The sequence below is a fragment of the Antrihabitans stalagmiti genome (assembly GCF_016482825.1).
Lineage (GTDB): Bacteria > Actinomycetota > Actinomycetes > Mycobacteriales > Mycobacteriaceae > Antrihabitans > Antrihabitans stalagmiti.
The window spans coordinates 189,017-212,451 of the sequence record NZ_JAEMNV010000009.1 but is presented as its reverse complement, the minus strand read 5'-3'; the positions used below and the strand labels follow the sequence as shown (position 1 = coordinate 212,451).

General features: G+C 62.1%; 26 protein-coding genes. 8 read left to right on the top strand and 18 right to left on the bottom strand.

Annotation, left to right across the window (positions count from 1 at the left end):
- Positions 1–3: 3 nt before the first annotated feature.
- From JGU71_RS24500 to JGU71_RS24475, 6 genes are all read right to left on the bottom strand, one after another.
- On the bottom strand, positions 4–729 hold the full coding sequence (locus JGU71_RS24500) for a GltB/FmdC/FwdC-like GXGXG domain-containing protein (protein WP_199707276.1): 726 nt from the start codon (positions 727–729) through the stop codon (positions 4–6).
- The gene (locus tag JGU71_RS24495; RefSeq protein ID WP_199707274.1) at positions 714–1,613 is read right to left on the bottom strand and encodes a class II glutamine amidotransferase; all 900 of its coding nucleotides are present in this window, start codon (positions 1,611–1,613) and stop codon (positions 714–716) included. The genes JGU71_RS24500 and JGU71_RS24495 overlap by 16 nt, the downstream gene beginning before the upstream one ends.
- A gap of 32 nt (positions 1,614–1,645) precedes the next feature.
- Positions 1,646–2,998 carry a type III glutamate--ammonia ligase gene (gene glnT / locus JGU71_RS24490; protein ID WP_199707272.1) on the bottom strand — a complete coding sequence of 451 codons (1,353 nt, stop codon included), beginning with the start codon at positions 2,996–2,998 and terminating at the stop codon, positions 1,646–1,648.
- 53 nt (positions 2,999–3,051) lie between these two features.
- Positions 3,052–4,242 carry an NAD(P)/FAD-dependent oxidoreductase gene (locus tag JGU71_RS24485; protein ID WP_199707270.1) on the bottom strand — a complete coding sequence of 397 codons (1,191 nt, stop codon included), beginning with the start codon at positions 4,240–4,242 and terminating at the stop codon, positions 3,052–3,054.
- Between the two features lie 421 nt (positions 4,243–4,663).
- Positions 4,664–5,218 (bottom strand): HutD/Ves family protein, encoded by a 555-nt coding sequence (locus JGU71_RS24480; protein WP_199707268.1) that lies wholly within the window; start codon positions 5,216–5,218, stop codon positions 4,664–4,666.
- A 221-nt stretch (positions 5,219–5,439) separates the two neighbouring features.
- Positions 5,440–6,105, bottom strand: coding sequence for a helix-turn-helix domain-containing protein (locus JGU71_RS24475; RefSeq protein ID WP_199707266.1), 666 nt, complete (start codon positions 6,103–6,105; stop codon positions 5,440–5,442).
- Between the two features lie 318 nt (positions 6,106–6,423).
- Here JGU71_RS24475 and JGU71_RS24470 point away from each other — a divergent pair, with 318 nt between their 5' ends.
- Complete coding sequence (locus tag JGU71_RS24470; RefSeq protein ID WP_199707264.1) at positions 6,424–6,885, top strand: SRPBCC family protein; 462 nt, start codon at positions 6,424–6,426, stop codon at positions 6,883–6,885.
- Between the two features lie 94 nt (positions 6,886–6,979).
- Here the strand turns inward: JGU71_RS24470 and JGU71_RS24465 are convergent, their stop codons facing one another.
- The 5 genes from JGU71_RS24465 to JGU71_RS24445 all read right to left on the bottom strand — a co-directional run bounded on the left by JGU71_RS24465 (position 6,980) and on the right by JGU71_RS24445 (position 10,087).
- Complete coding sequence (locus JGU71_RS24465; RefSeq protein WP_199707262.1) at positions 6,980–7,396, bottom strand: DoxX family protein; 417 nt, start codon at positions 7,394–7,396, stop codon at positions 6,980–6,982.
- Between the two features lie 69 nt (positions 7,397–7,465).
- Positions 7,466–8,185 carry a TetR/AcrR family transcriptional regulator gene (locus JGU71_RS24460; protein ID WP_199707260.1) on the bottom strand — a complete coding sequence of 240 codons (720 nt, stop codon included), beginning with the start codon at positions 8,183–8,185 and terminating at the stop codon, positions 7,466–7,468.
- A 52-nt stretch (positions 8,186–8,237) separates the two neighbouring features.
- On the bottom strand, positions 8,238–8,570 hold the full coding sequence (locus tag JGU71_RS24455; RefSeq protein WP_199707258.1) for a glutaredoxin domain-containing protein: 333 nt from the start codon (positions 8,568–8,570) through the stop codon (positions 8,238–8,240).
- Positions 8,567–9,205 (bottom strand): maleylpyruvate isomerase family mycothiol-dependent enzyme, encoded by a 639-nt coding sequence (locus JGU71_RS24450; protein ID WP_199707256.1) that lies wholly within the window; start codon positions 9,203–9,205, stop codon positions 8,567–8,569. Before JGU71_RS24450 ends, JGU71_RS24455 begins: the two co-directional genes overlap by 4 nt.
- 36 nt (positions 9,206–9,241) lie before the next feature.
- Complete coding sequence (locus JGU71_RS24445) at positions 9,242–10,087, bottom strand: alkylmercury lyase family protein (RefSeq protein WP_199707254.1); 846 nt, start codon at positions 10,085–10,087, stop codon at positions 9,242–9,244.
- Positions 10,088–10,380: 293 nt separating this feature from the next.
- Between JGU71_RS24445 and JGU71_RS24440 the strand changes: the two genes are divergently transcribed.
- Positions 10,381–10,542, top strand: coding sequence for a hypothetical protein (locus tag JGU71_RS24440; RefSeq protein ID WP_199707252.1), 162 nt, complete (start codon positions 10,381–10,383; stop codon positions 10,540–10,542).
- 53 nt (positions 10,543–10,595) lie between these two features.
- On the opposite strand, the gene JGU71_RS24435 is transcribed toward JGU71_RS24440, so the two are convergent.
- Positions 10,596–11,222, bottom strand: coding sequence for a TetR/AcrR family transcriptional regulator (locus JGU71_RS24435; RefSeq protein WP_199707250.1), 627 nt, complete (start codon positions 11,220–11,222; stop codon positions 10,596–10,598).
- A 240-nt stretch (positions 11,223–11,462) separates the two neighbouring features.
- Between JGU71_RS24435 and JGU71_RS24430 the strand changes: the two genes are divergently transcribed.
- The 6 genes from JGU71_RS24430 (at position 11,463) to JGU71_RS24405 (ending at position 17,207) form a co-directional block, all read left to right on the top strand.
- Positions 11,463–12,086, top strand: a complete 624-nt coding sequence (locus JGU71_RS24430) for an SRPBCC family protein (RefSeq protein WP_199707248.1) — start codon at positions 11,463–11,465, stop codon at positions 12,084–12,086.
- On the top strand, positions 12,083–13,693 hold the full coding sequence (locus JGU71_RS24425) for a flavin-containing monooxygenase (RefSeq protein ID WP_199707246.1): 1,611 nt from the start codon (positions 12,083–12,085) through the stop codon (positions 13,691–13,693). The genes JGU71_RS24430 and JGU71_RS24425 overlap by 4 nt, the downstream gene beginning before the upstream one ends.
- 57 nt (positions 13,694–13,750) lie before the next feature.
- The gene (locus JGU71_RS24420; RefSeq protein WP_199707244.1) at positions 13,751–14,689 is read left to right on the top strand and encodes a TIGR03619 family F420-dependent LLM class oxidoreductase; all 939 of its coding nucleotides are present in this window, start codon (positions 13,751–13,753) and stop codon (positions 14,687–14,689) included.
- 165 nt (positions 14,690–14,854) lie between these two features.
- Entirely contained in the window at positions 14,855–15,250 is a 396-nt protein-coding gene (locus JGU71_RS24415) for a type II toxin-antitoxin system VapC family toxin (RefSeq protein ID WP_199707242.1), read from the top strand.
- Between the two features lie 191 nt (positions 15,251–15,441).
- Positions 15,442–16,068, top strand: a complete 627-nt coding sequence (locus JGU71_RS24410; protein WP_199707240.1) for a TetR/AcrR family transcriptional regulator — start codon at positions 15,442–15,444, stop codon at positions 16,066–16,068.
- 101 nt (positions 16,069–16,169) lie between these two features.
- Positions 16,170–17,207, top strand: a complete 1,038-nt coding sequence (locus JGU71_RS24405; RefSeq protein WP_199707238.1) for a ferredoxin--NADP reductase — start codon at positions 16,170–16,172, stop codon at positions 17,205–17,207.
- On the opposite strand, the gene JGU71_RS24400 is transcribed toward JGU71_RS24405, so the two are convergent.
- The 6 genes from JGU71_RS24400 to JGU71_RS24375 form a co-directional block, all read right to left on the bottom strand.
- Entirely contained in the window at positions 17,188–18,573 is a 1,386-nt protein-coding gene (locus JGU71_RS24400; RefSeq protein WP_199707236.1) for an ABC1 kinase family protein, read from the bottom strand. The two genes, JGU71_RS24405 and JGU71_RS24400, sit on opposite strands and share 20 nt — an antisense overlap.
- Positions 18,574–18,657: 84 nt before the next feature.
- Complete coding sequence (locus JGU71_RS24395; protein WP_199707234.1) at positions 18,658–19,338, bottom strand: hypothetical protein; 681 nt, start codon at positions 19,336–19,338, stop codon at positions 18,658–18,660.
- 26 nt (positions 19,339–19,364) lie between these two features.
- Complete coding sequence (locus JGU71_RS24390) at positions 19,365–20,126, bottom strand: class I SAM-dependent methyltransferase (protein WP_199707232.1); 762 nt, start codon at positions 20,124–20,126, stop codon at positions 19,365–19,367.
- A 28-nt stretch (positions 20,127–20,154) separates the two neighbouring features.
- Complete coding sequence (locus tag JGU71_RS24385) at positions 20,155–21,219, bottom strand: alpha/beta hydrolase (RefSeq protein ID WP_199707230.1); 1,065 nt, start codon at positions 21,217–21,219, stop codon at positions 20,155–20,157.
- 42 nt (positions 21,220–21,261) lie between these two features.
- Positions 21,262–22,521 carry a saccharopine dehydrogenase family protein gene (locus JGU71_RS24380; protein WP_199707228.1) on the bottom strand — a complete coding sequence of 420 codons (1,260 nt, stop codon included), beginning with the start codon at positions 22,519–22,521 and terminating at the stop codon, positions 21,262–21,264.
- On the bottom strand, positions 22,518–23,435 hold the full coding sequence (locus JGU71_RS24375; protein WP_199707226.1) for a metal-dependent hydrolase: 918 nt from the start codon (positions 23,433–23,435) through the stop codon (positions 22,518–22,520). The genes JGU71_RS24380 and JGU71_RS24375 overlap by 4 nt, the downstream gene beginning before the upstream one ends.

The window sequence follows — 23,435 nt, the reverse complement described above, 5'->3', positions numbered from 1 at the left end:
CTCCTAGTACGCGCTGGCGTTGTCGACGTGAAAGTTGTAGAGCTGGCGTGCGGATCCGTAGCGGGTGAATTCGATCGGATCATGGTGCAGGCCTGCGGCATCGAGCAGTTCTTTCAGTTCGTTGATGTGCTCGTCGCGCATGTCCTTCGCGATGCAGTCGGCGCCGAGGGAGGCGACGGTGCCGCGGACGTAGATGCGGGCTTCGTAGATCGAATCGCCCAGTGCTTCCCCTGCATTGCCGCACACGACGAGCCGTCCGGCCTGGCCCATGAATGCGCTCATGTGGCCGATGTTGCCGCCGACGACGATGTCGACGCCCTTCATCGAAATTCCACATCGTGCCGCTGCATTGCCCTCGATGACGAGCAGGCCGCCGTGTGCAGTGGCACCGGCGGACTGGGACGCGTCACCCTTGATGTGGACGCGCCCGGACATCATGTTCTCGGCAACACCGACGCCGGCATTGCCCGTGACCGTGACACGTGCGTGCTGGTTCATTCCAGCGCAGTAATAGCCGACGTGGCCCTCGATGGTGACATCGATGTCGGAGTCGAGCCCGCAGGCGAGTGCATGGGCGCCCTGAGGCTCGGTGATCGTCAGGTGTGCGGGTGCGTCCGGCGAGCTAAGCAGCTCGTTGATCGCGCGGGTGCTCGACGTCTGGAGATCGATTGTGGTGCTGGTGATCTCGTGCGTCACGGTCTCCTGCGTTGCGGTCACTGACGGTGCCATACGTACACCTCTTCCGGCTCGGGCTCGAAGATTCGGGCGTTGTCGATGCCTGGCAGGTGAGCCAGTGCGCGGTACTCGGAGGCCATCGCCACCCAACGGTCGGTTTCGGCGATGATCGCCGGCTTGCACGAGATCGCGTCGCGGACGACAGCGAACGAGTCGCGATTGGAGACGAGCAGTGTGTAGAAACCGTCGAAGGTCTCGTTGAGCATCAGTAGTGCCTTTTCGAGGTCGACGCCTTCGGCGAGTTGCTTGGCGACGAATCGAGCGCCTACCTCGGTGTCGTTCTCACTGTCGAAGCTCACTCCGGCACGTTCGAGGTCGTGCTTGATGGACATGTGGTTGGAGAACGATCCGTTGTGGACCAGGCATTGGTCTGGTCCGACAGCGAAGGGGTGCGACCCTGCGGCGGTGACCGCGGATTCGGTGGCCATGCGGGTGTGTGCGACGCCTTGCCAGCCGCTGGCGCGGGGGAGGCCGAAGCGGTTCGCGAGGTCGGTGGGGTTTCCCATGCCTTTGAGGACTGTCAGGTCGTCGCCGAATCCGATGACGAGAGCAGCGGGAACACTCGCGCGCACGGCCGCGGTCAAGGCATCCGAGGTGACTGCAGCGTGCAGTACGAGGGTCGGCTCGAGGTCGTGACCGGTGACGGTGACTCCGAGGTGCTCGCTGAGAATGTGGGCGAGCTCGGCTGCGGGGATCGGTGAATTGAGAAGCGACACAGTCGCTTCCCCTTCAGGCGACCAGGTGGGGTCGCCGTAGACGGCCATTCCTGCCGAGTCGGGTCCGCGGTCGCACATCGCGTCGAGCATGTCGGTCAGTAGTGCACCGAGTTGGGGGTAGAGCGTGGCGTCACGCAGGTGAAGCCCGACGATTCCACACATGGTGGTCCTTTCCTGTGATTCGGGGGGAGATGTCAGAAGGCGGTGAGGTAGCGGTCTATCTCCCATGAGGAGACCGTGTTGTGCCAGGAGAAGAACTCTTCGCGCTTGGTTTTTGCGAAGTACTCGGCCACTCCGGGGCCGGCTATGTCGAGGGCGTCGGTGAGCACGGAATCGGCTTCCAGCGCATCCATCGCGTGCAGCAGGGTCATGGGGAGCATGTCGCTGGGGGAGTCCCCGCTGCCAGGTGTTCCCGGGTCGAGGCCCCGGCGAACCCCGTCGAGGCCGGCCGCTATGGCTCCGGCCGCCGCGAGGTACGGGTTGGCCGATCCGTCGCCGCCGCGGAGTTCGACACGATTCTTGTCGGGGATCCGCAGATACTGGGTGCGGTCGTTGCCGCCGTAGGTGGCGTAGCGGGGAGACCATGTGGCCCCGCTGGACGTCGCGGTGGCTCCGGTTCGCTTGTAGGAGTTGACCGTCGGGGCAATCAAGCCTTGCAGAGCGCAGGCATGTTCGAGGATTCCGGCGACGAAGGCGTAGGCGGTGGCGGACAAGCCGAGGCCCCTCTCGTCGTCGACGCCTGGGAACATGGCGCCGGCGTCGTTCCAGAGCGAGAGATGCAGGTGCAGTCCGGTGCCGGTGCGGGTGGTGAACGGCTTCGGCATGAATGTTGCTTGCATGCCGCGCTTCTCGGCGATGACCGAGAGCAGGTAGCGGAGTGTGATGACGCGGTCCGCGGTGGTCATCGCGTCGGCGTAATCGAAGTTCTGCTCGAATTGACCGTTGCCGTCCTCGTGATCGTTGGCGTAGTTGCCCCAGCCGAGGGCGTTCATCGCGTCGGAGACCTCGGTGAGGTGGTCGTACATTCGCGTGACGTCGCGGGCGTCGTAACACGGGTTGGCGCTGGTGTCCCCGCGGTCGGCGGTGACGAGCTCACCCTCCACCCGGTTGACGAGGAAGTACTCGATCTCGGCACCCACGTTGACGGTCATCCCCAACTCCGCGGCTTTGCGCAGCTGCTCTTTGAGGATGATGCGCGGCGCGTAGGGCCACGGCTTCCCCTCGACATGGGGATCGCAGTGCACGATCGCCAGGCCCGGCTTGATGAACGGGATCGGGGTGAACGAGGAGACGTCGGCGATCGCCACGAGATCGGAGTCCTTGGGCTCCTGACCCATGTGTCCTGCTGCGTAGCCGGCGAATCCGACGCCGTCCTCTTCCAGTTGCTTGACGGCCTGAATCGGAACCAGCTTGGCGCATGGTTTGCCGGACAGTGTCACGAACAACGCGAGGATGAAGGTGGTTCCGCTGGCGTGGGCGACCTCGGACAACGTGGGTGTGTCGGCAGTGTCGGTCACGGGTGCGGCTTCGGAAGTATCTACAGCCATGGCATGGTCCTTCGCATGTGTGGTGTCGGCTGAATTTCTGGCGTCCGTGAGGGTCATCGCATTTCTCCGGCGCCCTCGTAGGGATGAAGACTGAAGAGCAGGTCGTTCTCGGCGAATCGTGAGTACCGGAAGTCGGCGGGGTTGACGTTCGGGAGCGAGGTCTCGCCGTCGATGAGCAGGTCCGTGACGAGTGCGCCGACGGCGGGGGAGATCTTGAATCCATGTCCGGAGAAGCCGGTGGCGAGGAACAGTCCGTCGACGGGTGATGGCCCGATGATCGGGTTGTAATCCGGAGTGACGTCGTAGGCGCCGACATAGGAGCTGGTGATGCGTGGGTCGGGCATGTCCGGCAATCGATGACCGAGCTTCATGATGTTCTTTTCGATCGCGTCCGCGTCGGCGCGGTTGACATACTTGTCGGGATCGATGTACTCCGGTGCCTGATGATCCGAGTTCCCAACCAGCAGTTCACCGTTCGGTTCGCGGCAGATGTACTGCAGCCCGGCGAGATCGGACAGGACCGGTACTTCCGGCGTCGGTACACCCTGGTCGATCAGGACTAGCTGTGCACGTTGAGCTTTCACGTCGAGGTCTACACCGACACCTGCTGCCAACTCGGGAGCCCACGGTCCGGTCGCGAGCACAACGTGGTCCGCGTGTACTTCGGATCCGTCCTTCAGTGTCACGCCGTACACCGCTCCGGCCGTGTTTTGCAGAAGGGAGACAACGGGTGTGCTCTGACGGATCTTGACACCCATCCTTCGCGCGGTCGCGGCGAAGGCCATGCCGGCCATGTACGCCTCTCCGCGACCGCCGAGCGGCTCGTAGGCGAAGAGTGCGAAGTCGTCGAGGTGCAGGCCCGGCCACAGTTCGGCCATCTTGTCGTGAGCGATGAATTCGGTCGCGATGCCCAGCCCCTGCATCATTGCGATGTTTGCTTCGAGAGGTTTGACGTTGTTCTCGGCGACGCCGACTACATATCCGCACTGTCGGAACGCCATGTCGTCGTCGAAGAGTTCGGTTGCGCGAGTGAAGGTGTCGACGCCGTACCAGGACATCGCCGCCAGCGAAGGCGTGCCGTAGTGGCAGCGGACGACGCCGGAGGACTTACCGGTCATTCCGGAGCAGAGGGTGTCGCGTTCGAGAACGAGCACGTCGGTCTCGCCGCGATCGGCGAGCGAGTATGCGATGGCCAATCCTTCGAGGCCGCCGCCGATGATCAAGAACTTTGTCGTGTCACTCACGTGCCGATCCTTTGCGGTGGGCGCTTCTACCGATGTTTGCCAGTGGTCGTTGGAGTCGTCCTTGCTGGTTTCAGCAAGTGAATCATTGTTATCTAATATGAAACACCCGAATGATGACGAACGTGTTACGAAAAAGTTAGCGACTAGCGTGCGACGCTCATCCGGCCTGTTGCGATGCTGGATTCACCGGCAGATTCACAAGTCTCTGCACTGGGGGCTGAGATTTGTAAGCGCATTCGCTGTGAACTGTGGTTTCATCCTAGTATCTAGGGTCTACCCCAGCGGCGTATGTGGGTTGGGAAGTCAACCAGGCTTCCGTGGGAACCTGCCGCAGACGTCCCGGGCCGAGTGGCCATCCCCGAAGGGGTTTCGTCCTGGACGTCTTCTCCGACTCCGGGATCCTCGGCGGTGTGGACCCCACTTAGCCTGTCGTGAGTTGTATCCGGGCTATGAGTACATCGGCGTTGCCACGAAGTACGACCGAGTCGTGATCCACGACCAGGCAATCGCCAACCTGGGCCTCAGTTCCACTTGCCGCGACCGACCCGCCCGCGACGTACACGACGGTGATCGCGCATCGGTCCGTCTCGATGTGTTCCGAACCGACACTTCGCACAGACACTGTGGCCGTGCCAGCGGATTTGTCGACCATGACGTTGAGGGCGCGGGTAGGTCCGCTAGTCGTGCATTTCGGCGGGAGGGATCCATCGAAAGGGAACGGCTGGAACGGTTCCACGTCAGTCTTCATCCCGTCCCAGTCGAGAGTCGCACCGTGCGTGCCGATCACGGTGAACACCCTGTGCTGGCCCTCGAAGGCCGAAAAAGTGCTGGGCTGGCTAGACAGATCTGCGATGCTCACTCGCCACAGTGGCGTAGTGCCGTCTCCTGCCGCGATTTCCTCGGTGACGCCCTCTCCGTTCTTCCACGGCACCCTTTTCCGATCGGTGGGTCGAACGGCGGAAGTGCGGTTGGTCATCGACGACTCTCTCTGCGAAGGCGGTTGTCGGATGTGTAGCCGAAGGCACCGAGTCCAACCGAGAGGCACCACGGGGCGAACTGCAGTTGGCGTGAAAGCCTCAGCAGGTAGTCGAGCGCAAGTTTACTGGGAGTGTACGTCGGATCGCATAGGGTGACCACGCCCGTTTCGGCGTGTCATTGTTCGTCCCGATGCCCTCGTCGCAATCGTGATTCGCTCGGTCAGTCCTCGTGGTGATCGGGGTACGCGGTGATGGCGAGGAACTTTATGGGTAGGCGTACAAGATTGTGCGGGCCGTGCAAGCCTTCTCCGTCGAGTAGCAACGAATCGCCCGGTCGCAGTGTGTATTCCGATTCGCCGTGACCGTAGACCATGACGCCTTCGAGCATGTAGAGCATCTCTGTTCCGGCATGCTGGAACAGCGGGAATACCTCGCTGGCATCTGTCAGCGTTACCAATACCGGTTCGAGCCGTTTGTGCTGGCCACGCAGTGCGCCCAACAGCTCGTAGTGGTGACCGGCTCGGGTTCCGCGACCGACGATCACGGCACCGTGGCCGGCCTCGACGTACACGGCTTCACGCGCCGAATCCGCACCACGAAACAGAGACGTGACGGGCACATCCAAACCAACGGCGAGGCGAGCGAGAGTGTTCAAGCTGCACGATGTCTGAGCATTCTCGATCTTCGACAGCATTGCCTTGGAGATTCCGACTTTTTCAGCCATGTCGGCGACCGACAATCCTGTCGAACGGCGAAGCGCACGAACTTGTTTCGCGATAGCTCGTTCGAGGTCCGGTCCCGTCGAGGTGTCACCAGGCACTTCACGATCGACCGGCGCCGGATCGCCGGTGTCGCGGTGAGTAGCGACCGAGTCGGATGTCGTCATCCACAGAGGCTAACGCAGCTGTCCACTGTCAGTAGACTCAGTGGTGCGAGTCTACGAGCGGGACTATCTCAACTCCCGTAACCATCCGGGATGGGGATTGGTCACAGGGTAAACCCAGCGCCGACCTCACGTTCTCGAGTCCGCTCGACTGCCCGGACGTCGATTGTCGGTGCTTGCCGGTGGCACCCGTACACGCACCGATGTGGGGTGCGACAGTCGCGGGTTCGAGCCCCGCCCGGCCTACTTTTTTGGCTACGATCTCGCGCCTTCGGCGTAGGCAACGTTGCACGATTGGCGAGTTTCCGACAGTGTCGAGGAATGAGCGACAACACAAAGGTCATCGTCGAACGCACCATCACGGCACCCGTCGACGCGATTTTCGACGTCCTCTCCAATCCCGAGCGCCACCAAGCGCTTGATGGTTCTGGGTTTATCCGCGGCGTGGACCATGCCGATCGGATTCAGCACGTCGGCGACGTGTTCACGATGAACATGCAGGGCGATCACATGGGCGGCGAGTACAAAACCGACAACCATGTTTCCGGTTATGCGAAAGACAAGTTGCTGGCGTGGAAGACGGCGCCGGCTGGCACGGAGCCTCCCGGGTGGGAGTGGCTGTGGGAGTTGGAGTCTCAGGGACCGAACGAAACGTTGGTTCGCCACACCTACGACTGGTCGAAAGTCACCGATAAGAACCTGCTCGACAAGGTGAAGTTCCCGCTCGTCACCGAGGATCAGTTGACCGACACACTCGGTCGGCTTGCCGCCGCTACTGCATAGAAGTCACAGCTCCGGCTAACGCGATCGCCGCAACCTCTCTGGTCGAGAGTGTTGCGGCGATCGCGTGAATCGAGGCTGACGGAAAATCTGCGATCTAGCGGCCGACAATTGCGCGGACGCGTTCGTCGCGTAGGTAGAGCGCGGTCCACAGCAGGATGCCGAGGTACACCGGGAACAGCACGTGGCTGAAGATCGGGTTCTCGTTGATCAGGTGCACGGACACGACACTGCTGAGGTAGCCGGTCACGAAGATTGCGCCGATCACGGCTGTCGGCCGGAAGAGCAGCAGGGCGAGGAAGATCAGCATCGCGATGCCGGAGATCGGTCCGAGGTGGGCAGGTACGCAGAGTTCCAGGAATCCTTTACGCGAGGTTTCGCCGTTGAGCAGGTGAGCGACCGCGTCGATGGTCAGGAAGGCGACTACGAGGCCGCCGATGATCGTGCCCACGCGGCGGGCTTTGCGAGAGATGTCGTTGGTGGCGGGAGCGGCTGCGGTCTGGGTGAGTGTCATGTCCTGTCCTTTGTTGGTTCGGCTGGTTGGACATGACTATGCGGTCAGCGGTTTACGGTTTGTTGACGGTCAATTCTCGGGTTCGAGCCGGAATCCCATGCCACGCATGACGGTGGTGACGTGACTGTCGTAGAGGGCATCGGTATCGGCGACGAGCCGGTCGAGGCTTCCGAACGCTTCTGCGCCGACGAATCCGAGGATCGAGGCCCACGCATTGAGGACAATCCCGGTAACGGGGTTGTCGGGTACTGGGCTGCCGTCGGCGAGGCTGAGCAGCAGCGGTCCGGCGGCGAGCGACGGTACATCGGTGGCGGCGGGGTCGGCGGAGCCGTCGGCGACGGCGGCGAGGTAGGTCGATGCCACCGCGATCATCATGCGGCCGGCGGCGGGGCCGGTTTCCTCGGGTTGTGCGACGTAACCCGGAACGGGTGTGCCGTTGATCAGGGCGAAGGCAGCGGCGTTGTCGCGCGCCCACGCTCGGACGCCGTGGCACAGTGCGCGCCACCCCTGCTCCGGCGTCGGCGCTGCCGCCGTCGCGCCCGTGATTGCGTCGGCCAACGACGTGTAGGCATCGACACACAGCGTTGTGATCAAGGCGGACTGATTGTCGAAATACCGGAAGAAGGCTGCGGGGGACATCCGCATCTCGCGGGCGATGCCTCGCAGAGACAGTCCGCCGGTGCCGTCGGACGCGAGTTGTTGCCAGGCGTGAGACTTGATATCGGCAATGGTCTCGGCGCGCCGCTCTGTTCGTCTGCTCGGCGGGGCGGCGTCGGATGCAGTAGTCAATGCACAACTTTCGCTCGGTGCTGTCTCACCATTGTTATACGGCAACGGGTGATCATCGCTCACATGGTGAACGGCGGGCATTGTCTCGGTTTGCGATAGCGGCCAGGGTATCGAGGAATGTCCGGATCGGCGGGTTGGTCATGACAGTTCCGTCGCGGAATACGACAGTGGGAACAGTTCGGTTGCCGTTGTTGGCGCCGGCGACGAAATCTGCTGCTGCGCAATCGGTCTCGATATCGATCTCGTGCCACCTGACGTCATGGCGGCGTAGACCGTGCTTCAGGCGAAGGCAGTGCGGGCACCATCGGGTGGTGAAGACTTTGACATCGACACACTCGTCGGTGCCGAACCCGGCTACATCGTTCCCAGTGACCGACGTGCTCATGTCAGCCTCCTGGTCAGCTCTTCAACGCCGTCACCTGTGAGATCGCGTAGGGCAGTGGGGCGGCCTGCGATCGCCATGACGATCGCCTCGGCTGGACCGCGGACGGCCGCACCGTCGCCGTTCGTCCAGTTGATGTCCGTTGCTTCGAATCGCAATCCGCGCATGCGCCGGGTCGGATGGACGAACGGGTCCGGGTAGTCGAGTACTGCGCGCAGTCGGCGCTCGGGGACGGTACGCGGACGACCGAGTGGACGTCGGATGTCTTGGTGATGGACCAGCACGTCGTAGAGCGCGAGCCGCGGGGCCGTCGTGGCGCCGAAGCCGCTACCGATCGACAGTTCGAAACGTGTCAACAGTTCGGCGGTGGTGAACGACTCCGCTTTGCGCAGGTATCGGTCGTTGAGTCGCTCGGTCGAGCCGCCCGCGCGAACTATGTCGTACAGATAGATCGGCGGGGGAGTCGCGTCGTAAAGGAGATGCGCGACTACGTCACGGACCCGCCAACCGGCGCACAGCGTTTCGGTCTCCCATTCCTTGCCGCTGAGATCTCGGAGCAGGTTCGCGAGTTCCAGACGTTCCGCCGCGATCTCTTTCCTCAGGTCGTACCCGCCGACAAGAGCGGTCAATGCGTTCATCGTTCAGTCCTTTCCGGTGGTGACAGGGTGCGGGGATCAGCGCAGGTGTACGCGGAAGAAGTTGCCGTGGCCCTGGCGTTTCCAGTCGAGGGCCATCTTCGGCGTCGGCATCCAGAACGGGTCAGGGACGGGAATACCGAGTCGTGTCGGTCGGAGGAGTCCGAACCGGCGCATTTTGCTCACCAGGGTCAGGAGTGGGAAGTCGGGTTGGTAGTTGTAGTCGAGTCGGCCCTTGCCGAGGAGTTCGGTGATGCCGCGCGACATCTCCTCCGGTGACTGTGTCACGCCATTGATCTCGGGGTGTTCCTGACGCCACTGCTCGACGGCTTCCTCGGAGGCGAAGAAGCTGTTGTAGTCACACCACCCGACGACCCGTGTGGGCATGTCGCGCAGTGGGTAGCCGAGGTGAACGCGCAGAGTCTTCGGCGCATAGTCGAGCAGGATGCCGTCACGTCCGACGAGACGAATCGGTTGCCCGGTCTGTCGACAACGCGACTCCACGACAACCTCTGATCCGGGGAACTGGCCCGAAATCGCGCACGCTTCGACGGCGCACTCGGCGTACCAGCGTTGTTCGCCGTCGACGGTGATGGGGTAGTGGTTCTCGAAGTTCGCGAACGGTCGCGCGTACACGATCTCGCCGAGGGCTGGCTGTGGGGTCTGCAACGGTTCGTCCTGGAAAACCGCACTGCCAGCGTGCTCTTCGTCCTGGCGCGCAAGGCAAATCGCGGCCTCGAGATCGTGGAGGTTTGAGGACAACTCGTCGGCGGTCAGCCCGAATTCGTGCCGTAGCTCTGCGATCGTCGGTGCAGTCCCGTCGTCGCGGACCTGAGTCATGATGCGCTGGCGAATTGCTCGCGCAGTATCTGACAGTTCTGCCATGGCTACCTCCGGTGCTTTGAAAATCAATTGCTGGATCGATAGTCACTAAGTGAACAGTGATCGCACTTGCTTGTCAAGATGCCGCTCACGCTGCGCGTTTCGACTCCGGGGCGTCGCCATGATCCGCCCGCTGTGGTCCGCGCCACGATCTGTGGCTGGAGTATTGACAAACAGTGATCGTAATGTGAACAGTGGTCGCAACACGAACGACAGCTGCCGATTCCGGTGCCTCAACCACTCCACGCCGGCAGTCCCGAGCCGACTCGTGTCACCTACTGCGCAGGAGTTAAACCATGAGTCTTCTAGCTGGCATCTTGGTCGCAATCTGGATCGTCTCGCTGTTTTTGTATCGCTCTGATGGCGACTTCTACGGCGAGGAGGTCGCCGGCGCCTACCGCCGTCGAACCGCAGTCCAACGGCACCGCACCAAGTGGCGCCCGTTCAGCGCAATCTGATCACTTGGCAAGAAAGATGTTCGACCGTATGCGCCGACCATCCCTGGCGGAGGTCAATTCGGCTGAGAGTAATCGAGAATCCGGGCCATGCGCAGCTGGAAGGCGTCCAGCAGCAGCGCTGTCGACTCGACGGTGTCGATGACTCCAGCAGCTTGGGCGACCGACAGGCCGGTAGCGGTCGCAAGGATTCCGCGCACCGCCTTCTCGTACTCGACGTCCGGCGTGCCGTGGGGAAGATGGTCGTCGAACAGAGCCCGAGCGGACTCGACCAGCCGGTCGATCGCCTCAGCTGCTGCCGATTGTCGTTCGGTGTCGCGCAACATCACCAGCAGGTACTCGGCGCCGAGGATGAGCAGATTCGAATCGCTGGACAGGCGTGACCACCAGGCGATGATGACGTCGACACGTGCGTCGAGGTCGTCCGACGCTGCGGCGAGGTCGCTGATAACGCTGGACAGCTCGGCCGTACCCCGGCGCTTGATGACTTCGAAGCAGAGGTCTTCCTTGTTCGCGAAGTTGCTGTAGACCGCACCCACCGTGCGACCGGCCGACGCAACGATTGCCGCGACCGAAGTGCCGTGATATCCGACTGATACAAATAGTCGCTCGGCGGCATCGAGAAGTTCTTCACGGATCAGTTCCCGTGATTCGTTGCGATTCAACGCTTTTCGAGACGTCACGCCATTCCTTCGGTGCCTGCAGCCCGTTCCGTCGGGACGTCGATCGCGATCGATGACAACCACGACCCTAACGTGCGCACCTCTGGGGCGCAGGAACCGCCCGAACGTCAGGTGGGGGCAATTGGAAACGCGGACCGAAAATCAAGAATAGCGCTATTCAAATAATGACAGTATCTTGATAGGGTCAGCATCTAGCCGGCGGATCGACGCCGGCGGACCCAACTGTCAACGGAGACCACCATGGGAATTCTGTCCGTATTACACAAGCAGCGTCCTGCCGCGACGGAAGTCGGCGATTCGACTATCGAGAACGCCTCGCTCACCTTCACCGTTCGTCGGACATTCGACGCATCGGTCGAGGCAGTCTGGGACGCCATCGACGATGCCCACGCCTGGGAATGGCTGCCGTTTCCCGGTGTCGGTGTTCGCTACGATTCGCCCGAACGTGGGGTTGGCATGATCCGAGAAATGGGTAGTCCTCACGGCATCTATCGCGCGCTCTGGGTTGAGCGGGAACGCTTTTGGCGCTACGAGCCTTACCAGCGCATCACTTTCGGCGTGGTCAGCGGGACTTGGATTCAGTATCTGCTGGTCCGCGAATACGCGGAAAACATGGACTTCGCGACCAACGTCAACGGCGGCACCGATCTGAGCTGGGACGTCGCCGTGACGCCGCGGCTGCCGTTCCGGTTCGCCAAGTACGCGCCGGCGCTGTGGCGTCTCGCCTACCGCGAAGTCGGCTTGGGACCCGGCCTGAAGCGTCGGGTGGCCGAACTCGACGCACGCCGATCCGAATCCATCCCTTCCACCAACGGACACCGGCCGCGCCGAGTGATCAAAGCTTCAGCTGGAGAACAGAAATGACACAGACGAACATGCCCGAGACTCCGCAGCACGAGGTGGTGATCATCGGCGCAGGCATCGGCGGCATCTGCGCCGGCGTGAAGCTGCAGGAGATCGGTATAGACGACTTCCTCATCATCGACCGTGTCGGCGGGCTCGGCGGTACCTGGTACACCCACAGCTATCCCGACGCCGGCTGCGATATCCCGACCACCACCTATCAGTTCTCGTTTGCACGAAAACCAGACTGGGACAGGTTCTTCGCCAAGCGCGACCAAATCCTGGAATACCTCCAGGATGTCGCCGCCGACTACGACCTGCCACGCCGAATGCAGTTCAACACCACCATCGTTCGTGAGGAATGGGACGACGACGCTGGGCTCTGGCGGCTGCATCTGGACACCGGAGAGGTCATCACGGCTCGGTTCGTGATCAGCGCCGTCGGCGCCTACATCAACCCGAAGACCAAACCGAACATCCCCGGCCTCGACTCCTACACCGGCGTCTCCATGCACCCGGCGACCTGGGACAACGACTACGACTTCACCGGCAAGCGCGTCGGCATCATCGGCGTCGGCGCGAGCACCATGCAGATCGCCCCCAAGCTCGCCGAACAGGTCGAGCGTCTCGACATCTACCAGCGGACCCCGCAGGTCTACCTGCCGAAACCGGACTTCGTCCTTACCCCGTGGATGCAACGCTTTCTCGCTCTCCCCGGCGGTTCCGCGGTTGTCAACGGAGTCGCCCAAGCCGTGATCGACTCCTTGTTGCGCGTCGCAATATTCACCCCGGCTCCGCTGTGGAAAGGCGGTGCACGTGTCGTCGATTTCGCCGGTCGCCACGCCTACAAAGGCTGGGTACGACACAAAGTGAAGGACAAAGAGCTTCATCCACACCTGCGTCCCGACTTCGGAATCGTGTGCATCCGCGGCGGCGCGGGCGGCCAATATCTGCCCACCCTGAACCGCGACAACGTCGAGCTCGTTACCAACGGCATCGCCGAGATCACCCCGACCGGTATCCGCAGCGTCGACGGCGTGGAACGCGAAATAGACGCCCTCGTCCTGGCCACAGGCTACGAGGTGTTCTCCGATCCCGAGAGCTACAAAACCGGAACTGTCATCGGCCGCAACGGATTCGATCTCGGAGAGTTCTACAACACCGAGGAACTCAAGGCCTATTACAGCACCGCGGTAGCCGGCATTCCCAACCGTTTCATCATGGTCGGCCCCTACTCCTGGACGGGCACGGCGTTCCACTACTTCGTCGAGAATGCCATGCGTCACATCGCCACGGTCATCGACGAAACTCGACGACGCGGCGCCACAGTCGTCGAGGTTCGCCCCGAAGCCCAAGAACGCTTCCACCAGGAAATGATCCAAAGCGGCCGGAACCTGTCGTACTACCTCGAGACTCGGTGCGAAGGATCCAATACCTACTTCGTCAACTCGCAGGGCAAATCCCCCTACATCCGCCCCTGGTCATTGCTGAAAACCTACCGTCGGGCAACACGATTCGACCGCGACGACTACGAATATCGGCAACTTCCTGTGACGAATTCGGGACAAAGCGTTGGTGTCTCATCGTCGACCAGCCGCGCTCTCGCCCAAAGCGATTCCGCCACGTGAAAGGCCACCCTCAGCCGTTCTGACCGGCGCGTACGGAGTCGAAAGGACAGCTCGCGCATGCAATTCGGTATATCTATTCCAAACTACGGATCCGCGGTGTCACCGGACCGCTTGTCCCAATGGGGTGCAGGCAGCCAACGGCTTGGCTTCGACCTTGCCATGGTCACCGACCACCTTGCTCAACCCGCCGACGTCCGCCGCGCCTACCCCGAAGACTTCTACGAGTGCTTCGCCGCACTCACCTATCTCGCAGGCGTCACTTCGACGATCAGACTCGGCACTTCGGTGACCGTGCTGCCGCTGCGCCACCCCGTTCATACCGCACGTGCCATCGCCACCATCGACCAACTGAGCCGAGGACGAGTCGTTTTCGGGATCGGCGTCGGCGGCAACGAACAGGAATACAGCGCTCTGGGCATCGAATATCGCCGCCGCGGCGCGATGACCGACGAATATCTCGAGGTGCTCAGCAAACTTTGGAACGGTGGGCACGTCAGTTTCACCGGCAAGTTCGTCGAGTTCGACGATCTTCTCGCCACACCCGCTCCATATCAGGCGGGTGGACCACCGATCTGGGTCGGCGGGAGCGCGAAAGTCGCAGTACCCCGGGCGATTGCAAACAACGGCGTCTGGCATCCGGTGTTCCCGACACTCGAAATTCTCGACGCTGGGGCTCGCCTGGCCGCGACGCTCGCTGATGCGGCGGGAGTGTCGGCACCCCGCATCGCTCCCCGAATTCGGTTGTCGATCTCTGCAACAGCTCTGCCGGAGGATGACCGACCCCTCGGAGTTGGGTCGGTCGAACAAATTGCCACCGATCTACATACCCTCGCGGACCGCCATATCGAGACGGTCGTGTTCGACCCGGTCCATCATCCGTTCTTTCCCGACGCGCCGTCCTCCCGCACCAGTACACGGAACGCGCGCGAGTGGGAGGACATCGAACTCTTGGCGGCCGAGATCATCGACACCGGCGGGCACAGAGTTCGCGGTTGAGGGCGGCCGACGAAGATCCGTACGGATAGACCATGAAGCTGAGGGGCCATTCTCACCGGTGGTCCCGCGACCGCGCTTGTTCGGTCAACTCCCCGGGCTGATCGTTCCGGACGATTTCGACGCTCCGCTACCCGACGACGAGCTGGCCGGCTGGGAGTCTGGTTCGTGACCGCTATCTTGCTCGACACCACCGCCTTCCTTTGGCTGGTATCGACACCCGACCGAATCGCTACATCAGCGCGCCAGCAACTCGAAGCTACTTCCAACGAGCTCTTCGTATCAGCCGCTTCGGCCTGGGAGATCGCGATCAAGACCCGTCTGGGTCGACTCGAAGGCAACGCACTCCTGTCCAGCTGGGGCAAGATCTTGGAGTCCATGTACGCGACCGACCTACCAATCGATTCCGCAGATGCCGTCATGGCAGGGCAGCTCAGCTGGGATCACAAGGACCCGTTCGACCGCATGATCGTTGCCCAAGCCGCACGACGAGGCCTCGCGATTGCGACAAGTGACAAGGCGCTGCAGCACGGCGCGGTAACTCCTCTGATCGCGACGCGCTGAGTGTTCGGGCAGCGCGCGGCGGTTCGAGTCGGAGAAAATTCTGGATTCCTCAAGTCGCGCTGACTTTTCCGCCATTCATACGCGTCCGTTTCGTGACGGTACACGGGAGTCGATAACGGTACTATTCCGATAGTGCAGATCGTTCGTGCTCGGACGGTAGGTGGCGAACTTTATTCGAGAAGGAGGACGTCGTGGCGGCCCGGAAGGTCTTGACTCGCGCCGAAACTCAAGCGCGTACGCGCGAGGAGTTGCTCGATGCCGCCGAGTCGCTGTTTCTCGCGAACGGGTACCACGTCACGTCGATCGGTGCGATTGCAGCGGAGGCCGGCCGCACGGTCGGTGCGGTCTACAGCAACTTCGAGAACAAAGAGGACCTGTGCGTCGAGGTGCTGAAGCGTCGGTCGTCGGGTGAACTCACAAGCCTGGTAACTGGTTTCGCGTCGTCGCCGGAAGATTTCGACAGTCGTTTGGACGTGCTCGCGACGTGGTGGCGGCGTGTGTCCGCTCAGACCGACGTGATAAATCTGATCTCCGAATACTTACTGAGCATCGTCCGTGACCTGGATCGCCGGGCGGATGCGGTCGCTACCATTTCTCGTTTCATCGAATCGGCCGGCGTGATGCTCGACGCGTATCTGCCCGATGGTGTCTCGCCGTCCGACGAAGCGACGACGGAGGCGATTCATGCTGTGCTCGCCACCGGCACCGGACTGGCCGTTGCACAGTCGGCAGGGGTCATCGACGTCGACGAGTCGGTGGCGTTGCTCACGAAGACCCTCAGGCTCTGGGTCGACGGCTTGATCGCGGCACACGCCTAGGAGCTCTCCCGCCGGGCATTGAAAGAGCGATGTTATTCGGATAACATATGTATCCGAGAAGCATCGCCTTTGCGACGTCGCCTGGTGTAGGAGGTTCCCTGATGAACGCGAACGTTCATGAAGTTGCGGTTCGCGATGTGATCGCTGAAACCTCTGATTCGGTCACGATTGTGCTTGACATCCCGGACCACATGACGCACGAGTTCGAGTACTCGTGCGGGCAGTTTCTGACCGTTCGGATTCCGAGTTCGACCACCGGGTCGGTCGCGCGGTGCTATTCGTTGTCGTCGAGTCCGAGCCGCGACTCCAGCCCAGCGATCACGGTGAAACGCACCGCGGCTGGCTACGCGTCGAACTGGTTGTGCGACAACATAATTACTGGATCGGTACTCACTGTGCTCGCGCCGTCGGGAACGTTCGTTCCGTCGACCTTGAACCAAGACGTCCTGCTCTGCGCGGCAGGTAGCGGAATCACGCCGATCATGTCGATCGCGAAAACGGTCCTTGCGGGTGGCGAAGGCGCAGTGACCGTCCTCTATGCGAACCAGAACCGTGCGTCGGTCATTTTCGACCGCCAACTGGCCGAACTCGAGCGCGAGTACCCGCAGCGCCTCGACGTAGTGCATTGGCTCGTCGAAGAAAAAGGTGTGCCGACGGCCGCAGCCCTGGCCGACGTCGTCGGCAGTTACACCTTCGATGACGTATTCGTTTGTGGTCCTGCGGGATTCATGGATGAAATCGAGAAAGCACTGTTGTCGATCGGCGTAGCCGAGCAACGGGTCAGGCGCGAGACATACCGGTCGCTCGACAGCAATCCGTTCGAATCGGTTGCTGCGCCGCAGGCTCGCCCGACCACGGGCAACGCCCCCGTCCTCGCGGTCGAGATCGACGGTCAGAATCACACGCTAGCCTGGCCGAAAGGCAGCACCCTGCTGGATGTGTTGCTGGACAACGGTATAGACGCGCCGTACGTATGTAGGGAATCCATCTGCGGCACCTGTGTGTGCTCGGTGCGTAAAGGACGTACGCGGATGTTGATGCACGATGCGCTCACCGACGACGACATCGAGATGGGCGTCACGCTTGCGTGCCAGACTCTGCCTGAATCCGACGAGATCTTTATTGCGTTCGATCAGTGACAGTCGCCCGCCATTCCGCAATTGCCCGACCGATGTCGGTGACCGGCTCGTCGCCGTAAGCCCATTCGCGGGCGATGCGGTGCCAGTTGTTGGTCGAAGTGAGTTGTCCGAGAAGGCCGAAGGTAAAGAAGTCTGCTCGACGCGAGAATACGTGCTCGGCGGGAAGCTGCTGACGACGAATTCCGGTGAACTGCGCCGCCCGCGGATCGATCGCGAGTACCAGTGCGCCGGTGGCCAATTCAGGGGTAATGGTGAGCTCTTCGTCGAGGAGATGCCAGCCGGCCGAAGATCGTACGTAGTCGAGACATTCCGCTGGCGTCACAGCCGATGTCGCATCGATGATGCCGCGGCCCACCATCAGCCCGTACAACTCTTCCGGCCGATCGTCGCACGCGGCGATCAAGAGCGAGCGCTCGAACTCGACGTTGACCGGATCCATCCGGTTGTACAGGCCGAAGTCGATGAATGCGACCATCCCGTCTGCTCCGAGTAGGACGTTGCCGGGGTGCGGATCGCCGCAGAATTCGTTGTGGCTGAACATCGACCCGATGTAGAAGCGGTAGATCAACTCGCCGATGCGGTTACGGTCGGCATCGGGCAAAGTGCGCATGTGATCGAAGCCGATACCGTCGAAGAGTTTGGTGACAAGAACGCGCGGTGACGAGTGCTCGACGACGCTGTCGGGGATCGTGATGAACGGGTGGCCCCGATACCGCTGCGCGACTGTGTGTTGCGTTCGCGATTCCTGCTCGTAGTCGAGCTCGCTCTCCAGATTCCGCGCGATCTCGTCGAAGATGGAGTTGTCTTTCAGCGCCGGCCAGAACGGCGCGGCGAGCTTTCCGAAGAACTTCAGATTGCGCATGTCGGCGCGGATGGCGTCGTCCACACCCGGGTACTGGACCTTGACGGCGACCGCCCTGCCGTCGCGCAAGGTCGCGCGATAGACCTGGCCGACCGATGCCGCCGCAATCGCTGTCTCGTCGATATCGCGGAATATCCCCGACAGCGGTCCGAGGTCGGTTTCGATCACTTTGCGCATGGCCGAGAACGGCGCCGCCGGTGCTTGGTCGCGCAATGCGGCGAGCTTGTCGCGGAAAACCTCTCGATGCGATTCCGGGATCAGGTCCAGGTCGAGAACGGACAGCATCTGTCCGATCTTCATTGCCGCGCCCTTCATGGTGCCAAGGACGGTGACGAGTTGCTCCGCGGCTTGCATCGTCGAACGTTCCGCGAGAATGGCACGCGCTCGATCGGACCTGCCGATCATCGAAATTCGAGTGCCCGCGCCACGAACGGCCTGCTCTGCGGCCAAGCGGCCCAGCTTGCCGCCGCGCGCGACACGGGATTTGGGAACTCGGCCTGCCACCAACTACCTCCACTTGCTTTCGTCCGACCCTACCGGCAGTCGGAAGGGCACGTGACGACTACGTCGAAGCAAAGCCGTCGATAGTCAGGCAGACAGTTCGAGAACGCATTTCGGGTGTGAGGGGAGCGGTCCGGTGGGGAAGCTGAAGCGGATCATGCGATGCGAAGCACCGGTGTCGAAGTGGGCCGTGAACGGTGGTAGGAAGCCGGCGACGACCTTGTCGAGGAGGCCGTTGATGTGGTTGAAACTCGGTCGGATGTTGACCTGCCAGGTGTCGAACTGTCCGGCTTCGACATCCACGGTGGTCCTCTTCTCGACCTTGGCTTCGATGGGCCACGTGATCGAAAACATCATCCAGAAGTCGAGTTTCATCTTTGCGCCGCGGGTGAAGTCCATGCCGCGCAGAAGTGTCAGTCCGCCGAGTAGAGGCATCACACCTTTCGGGTAGGGGGCAAGTTCGCCGCCGAAGGGGATGTGCTCGGTGTCGGTGAAGAAGCCTTCTTCGCGGGAGACCACGCGATCCTTGAACCGCGATTCCGCACGGTAGCTGTCGGTCGCGATGCGACCGTTGTCCCGCAGGAAGCGCTGCTCGACCTTGATGCCGAACGAGTCCTTGGAACCGGACTCGAGGTAGGCGACGTAGGCGTCGTTATCGTGTTCGATCACCGACGTCAGCTGGCTGGTCGATGGGTTTCTGCCAACTCGGACGGAGTAGATCGATTTTTCGCCGTCGGCGATGCCGGGGTCGAGAAAGGGGCTGGACATGGTGAACCTCTCGGTGGTGTGGTGGGTCAGCGGGTTGGTTTGACGGCGGACACGGTCTGCGCTAGCCCGCCTGTTTGCAGCGCAATCTCGATGAAGCCGGCGTTGCGTAGGCCGTCGGTGATTGCGTCGCGGCCGAACATGGTGATCCCGCTGACCTTTTCGAGCGGGCCGACCGGAATTCCTTTCGGCGCGAGACTGGTCAGAATCACGATGCGACCGCCTGGTTTGAGGACGCGGTAGATCTCCTCGATCGCGTCGAAAGGTTTGTTGATGAGATACAGGGCAGCGAGGCAGCTGACCGCGTCGGCGATCCCGTCTGCGAACGGGAGGTTTTCGGCGTCTCCGCGAACGTAGGCGACGGCGGGGCCGGAATTGTCGGCGACTGCTCGATGCAGCATCTGATGTGACGCGTCGACGCCGACGGCGAGACCGCCGGGAAAGGTCTGGGATCCGAACCAGCCGGTGAAATTGCCGGGACCGCAACCGATATCGAGCATGGTGTCACCCGGTTCCAGCCGGAGCAAGCCGGTGATACGCGCACGCTCGGCATCCCCGTTCGACCCGATGGCGCCGGCGAGAAGTCGGTAAACGGACGGGCGGAGCAGTTGATAGCCGGTCGAGTAGATCGTGGTGCGCATCAGTCGCTGCGCGAAGGTGAGAATCGGCGGTTCCGTTGCGCCGAGCGTGTCGAGGTAGCCGTCGCGGTGCGCTTCGACGGTCCGGCATCGAGCCGGGTCGAGCAGGTCGGCCGCGCGTGCGGTCGGTGTCGGTGAACCAGTGCGGGTCATGAGGAGTCGCTTTCGTCGAGAGTTGTTGTCAAGCGGTAGTTTTGACCGACCAGATCGACGGTCGGGAGGTCTGTTCCGCGTCGAGAGTGCGGCCGACGAAAGTGGCGATCTCGCCGATCGAGTCCCGGGCGTCGGGGATGAGGTCGGCCGCGATCTGGAAGACGTGAAAGGCGTTGTCCCAGATCTGAAGTGTCAACGGAATGCCGTATTCGGCGTAGCGGGCGGCGAGAAGTTCGGCGTCGGACAGCAGTACTTCCGTCGACGACACGTGGATCAGCGTGGGTGGCAGGCCGGCGAAGTTGCCGTTGACCGGTGACCACGCGGGATCCAATCCGGCGTCGATTGCGATGCCCCACTTCGCGGGCACTGCATAGCCGTCGGCGGAGATGAGAGCGTCGATCGGGTTGTTCGGATGGGTCTTTCGAAGGGCCGAGTCGTAGTTTGCCCACGGCGACAGGCCGACTATGGCTGCCGGCATCGGTAGTCCGCGATCACGGGCCGCCATGGCAAGGGAGAACGACAACCCGCCGCCGGCGGAGTCGCCCATGACGATGATTCGTTCCGCAGCGAACCCGTTGTCCAGCAGATACCGATAGGCCTCGACGCAATCGTCGACCGTTTCGGTGACGTGTGCTTCCGGGATCTGCCGATAGTCGACATTCAAGAGCGGGATTCCGCAGGTGCGCGCGATGCGGGCGACCATCCGCCGGTGCGAATTGAGCCCGCAGGCAAATAGACCGCCGCCGTGAAAGTAGATGATCGCGGCATGCTGTTCGACGTCCGGGTCGACGACGGAGCAATCCCATACCCATTCCGCACGGAACTTCGGGAACTCGACCATTCGCAACCGTGTACCGCGCCGGGGGCGTAGCGGTAGCAGCAGGCGATCGACGCGAGTTGTGATGGCGAGGCCCACCTTCGGGCTCAGCACCTTGCGGTCGTCGGCCCACACCGCTGCGTCGCAAGCTTTGCGGAGGGTCGCATGAAGAACGGCATGGGTGGCACGCAACCGCCGACTCGATCGACGCGGAAACTCCGCGACAACGGTCGGGTGCAGTGGCGATACGGTGGCGAGCTCGGCTGAGGCTGTCATGTCTTTCCCTTCACATCGTTGTGAATGTTGTCGGCGGGCACATCAGTTGAGGCGTTCACATTCCAGGTGGATTTTGGCGGTGGCATGAAGCCGCTCGACGAGCACGTCACCGAGAGCTGCGACTGTTGTGAGGACACCGGCAGCCGGTGGCAGGCGGTCTTCGTCGCGTACGAGGGCTAGCGCTGATTCGCCGATCATGATGGATGTCATGACGTAGCCGGGTTCACAGTCAGCCTGCAGTCGAGCAACGTATCGTGCACCGGTCGTTGTGCGAGTGTAGGTTTCGACGGCGAGTGAACCGTTGTCGGTGATCATCTCACCCGGACCTGATCCCGGTTTGGGTAACGCGAAGTCGAGCAGCCGTCGAACCGGTGGGAGCGCGAACGCACTCAACCCGATCGCGTAGCCCGCGGTGACGACGCCAGCGGCAATCGTCGACACGATCGGCAGTTGGGTCACGGCGAGGGCCTCGCTGTAGCGGAACTCCGGACCGTACGCGCCGTCGAGAAGTGCGTTCGTGCGGCGCACTACACGAGCGTTGTAGAACGACGCGATGAACGGTGCCAGCGTTCCCTTCAGAGAAGGGTCCACCGTGGCGGCGCCCACAATCCTGATGTCTCGTGGTTGGCGGGTCCGCTGCCGATGGGGTGTACCTGGACTGTCGGTGAGGGAGTCCGCGTCGAGCATCATCCGGAGGAAGCCCTTTTTGAACATCTGTTCGGCATATACGCGAACGGTGTCCACCGAACCGCCCGAGGGAGCCATGACGATCTTCCGCACGATGGTTGTCGTGTCGGTCAACGTGCCCTGATTGTCCTGTGCTGCAGCCTTGTACAGCAGATAAACGGGCAGATCCGAAGGGATGGAGTCGAATCCGGCAGAGTGAATGATTCGCGAGCCGTTCGCGACGGCTTGCTCGTGGTACTTGTCGATCGACCAGCGGACGAAGGGAACTTCGGCAGTCAGGTCGAGGTAGTGACATCCCGCATTCACCGCAGCGGCGAGGAGATTCTCCCCGTAGCGCATCCACGGGCCGACACTCGTGACAATCACTTTCGTGCGGGCTGCCATGGCATCCAGCGTCGACGGAGTGTCGACGTCGGCGACGATCAGCGGCCACTGCGCGGCGCGGCTCGGCAACGTGCTTCGAATCTTCTGCAGCTTTTGCAAGCTGCGGCCCGCGAGCGCGATGGACACGTCGCTTGGCGCATGCGTCGCGAGGTAGCGAGCGTTGGCTGCGCCGGAGTACCCGGTGGCACCGAACACGACGATGTCGAATTCTCGACCGTGTGTTGTCGTCATCGGAGTCGGTCCACCAGTTCGCCGTTCGCGCCGAACAGCTTCAGTTGCCACTCCTGGACAAGGTCTTCGGTGTCGATATCGTCCGGGTGGAAGCCGGGACGCATGAACTCCGCGAGTTCGCCGAGCAGACCCTTGAGGAGCGGGCCGCGGGCGATCTGCGCGGTTTGCCGCGCGACGACAAGCGGATGCCACGACTCGCGGTCGCGCAGGATCGACAGCAGCACCAGCGGGCCGAGGACCGGGTACAGGCCGATAACGACGACTGCCATGCTGCCGATGCGCGCGACCTCCGAGCCGCCGACGTAGCGGTACGCGTCGAACATCACCGACTTGTGCTCGAGTTCCTCCAACGCATGCCAGGTGAGGAGCTTCAGTGCCTCCGGATCGGCGCCTGGCATGTTGTAGAGCTCTTCGTTCGCCAACATCCGACGACCGAGCGTCGCGGTGATGTGCTCGAGCATCGCGGTCACGCCCATGTGCAACTTCACCCCGACGAAGTCTTCGAGCTTCACCAACGCCTCGAAGCTGCGTGTTCCTTCGCGAAGAACGGTCATGACCGAGTTCGCGATCGGATACCGCAGGTTGGCGAGATGTTCGTCGTTCAGGCGGTCGTGTTCCTTACTGTGCACCAGTTCCTGACCGACAAATCCGACGACCCGCTTCTTGAGTACGGGATCTTCGATATCTTTCATGAACTTCTTGACCGCGCGGAGCATTGTTTCCTCGCCGAGCGGGATCGCCGCGTTCCCGATCGCCAGGCCGTGGCTCAAAGGGATGTTCCCATTGATGAAGAGGTGTTCCATCGGAGCCGCTTCGCCGAAGCGGAACCGCATACGCCGGACCTTCGGCGGCGTTGTGTCCTTCGAGGTACGAAGCGGTGTCTTGTCTTTGCGGAGAATCGATGTGACGGACAT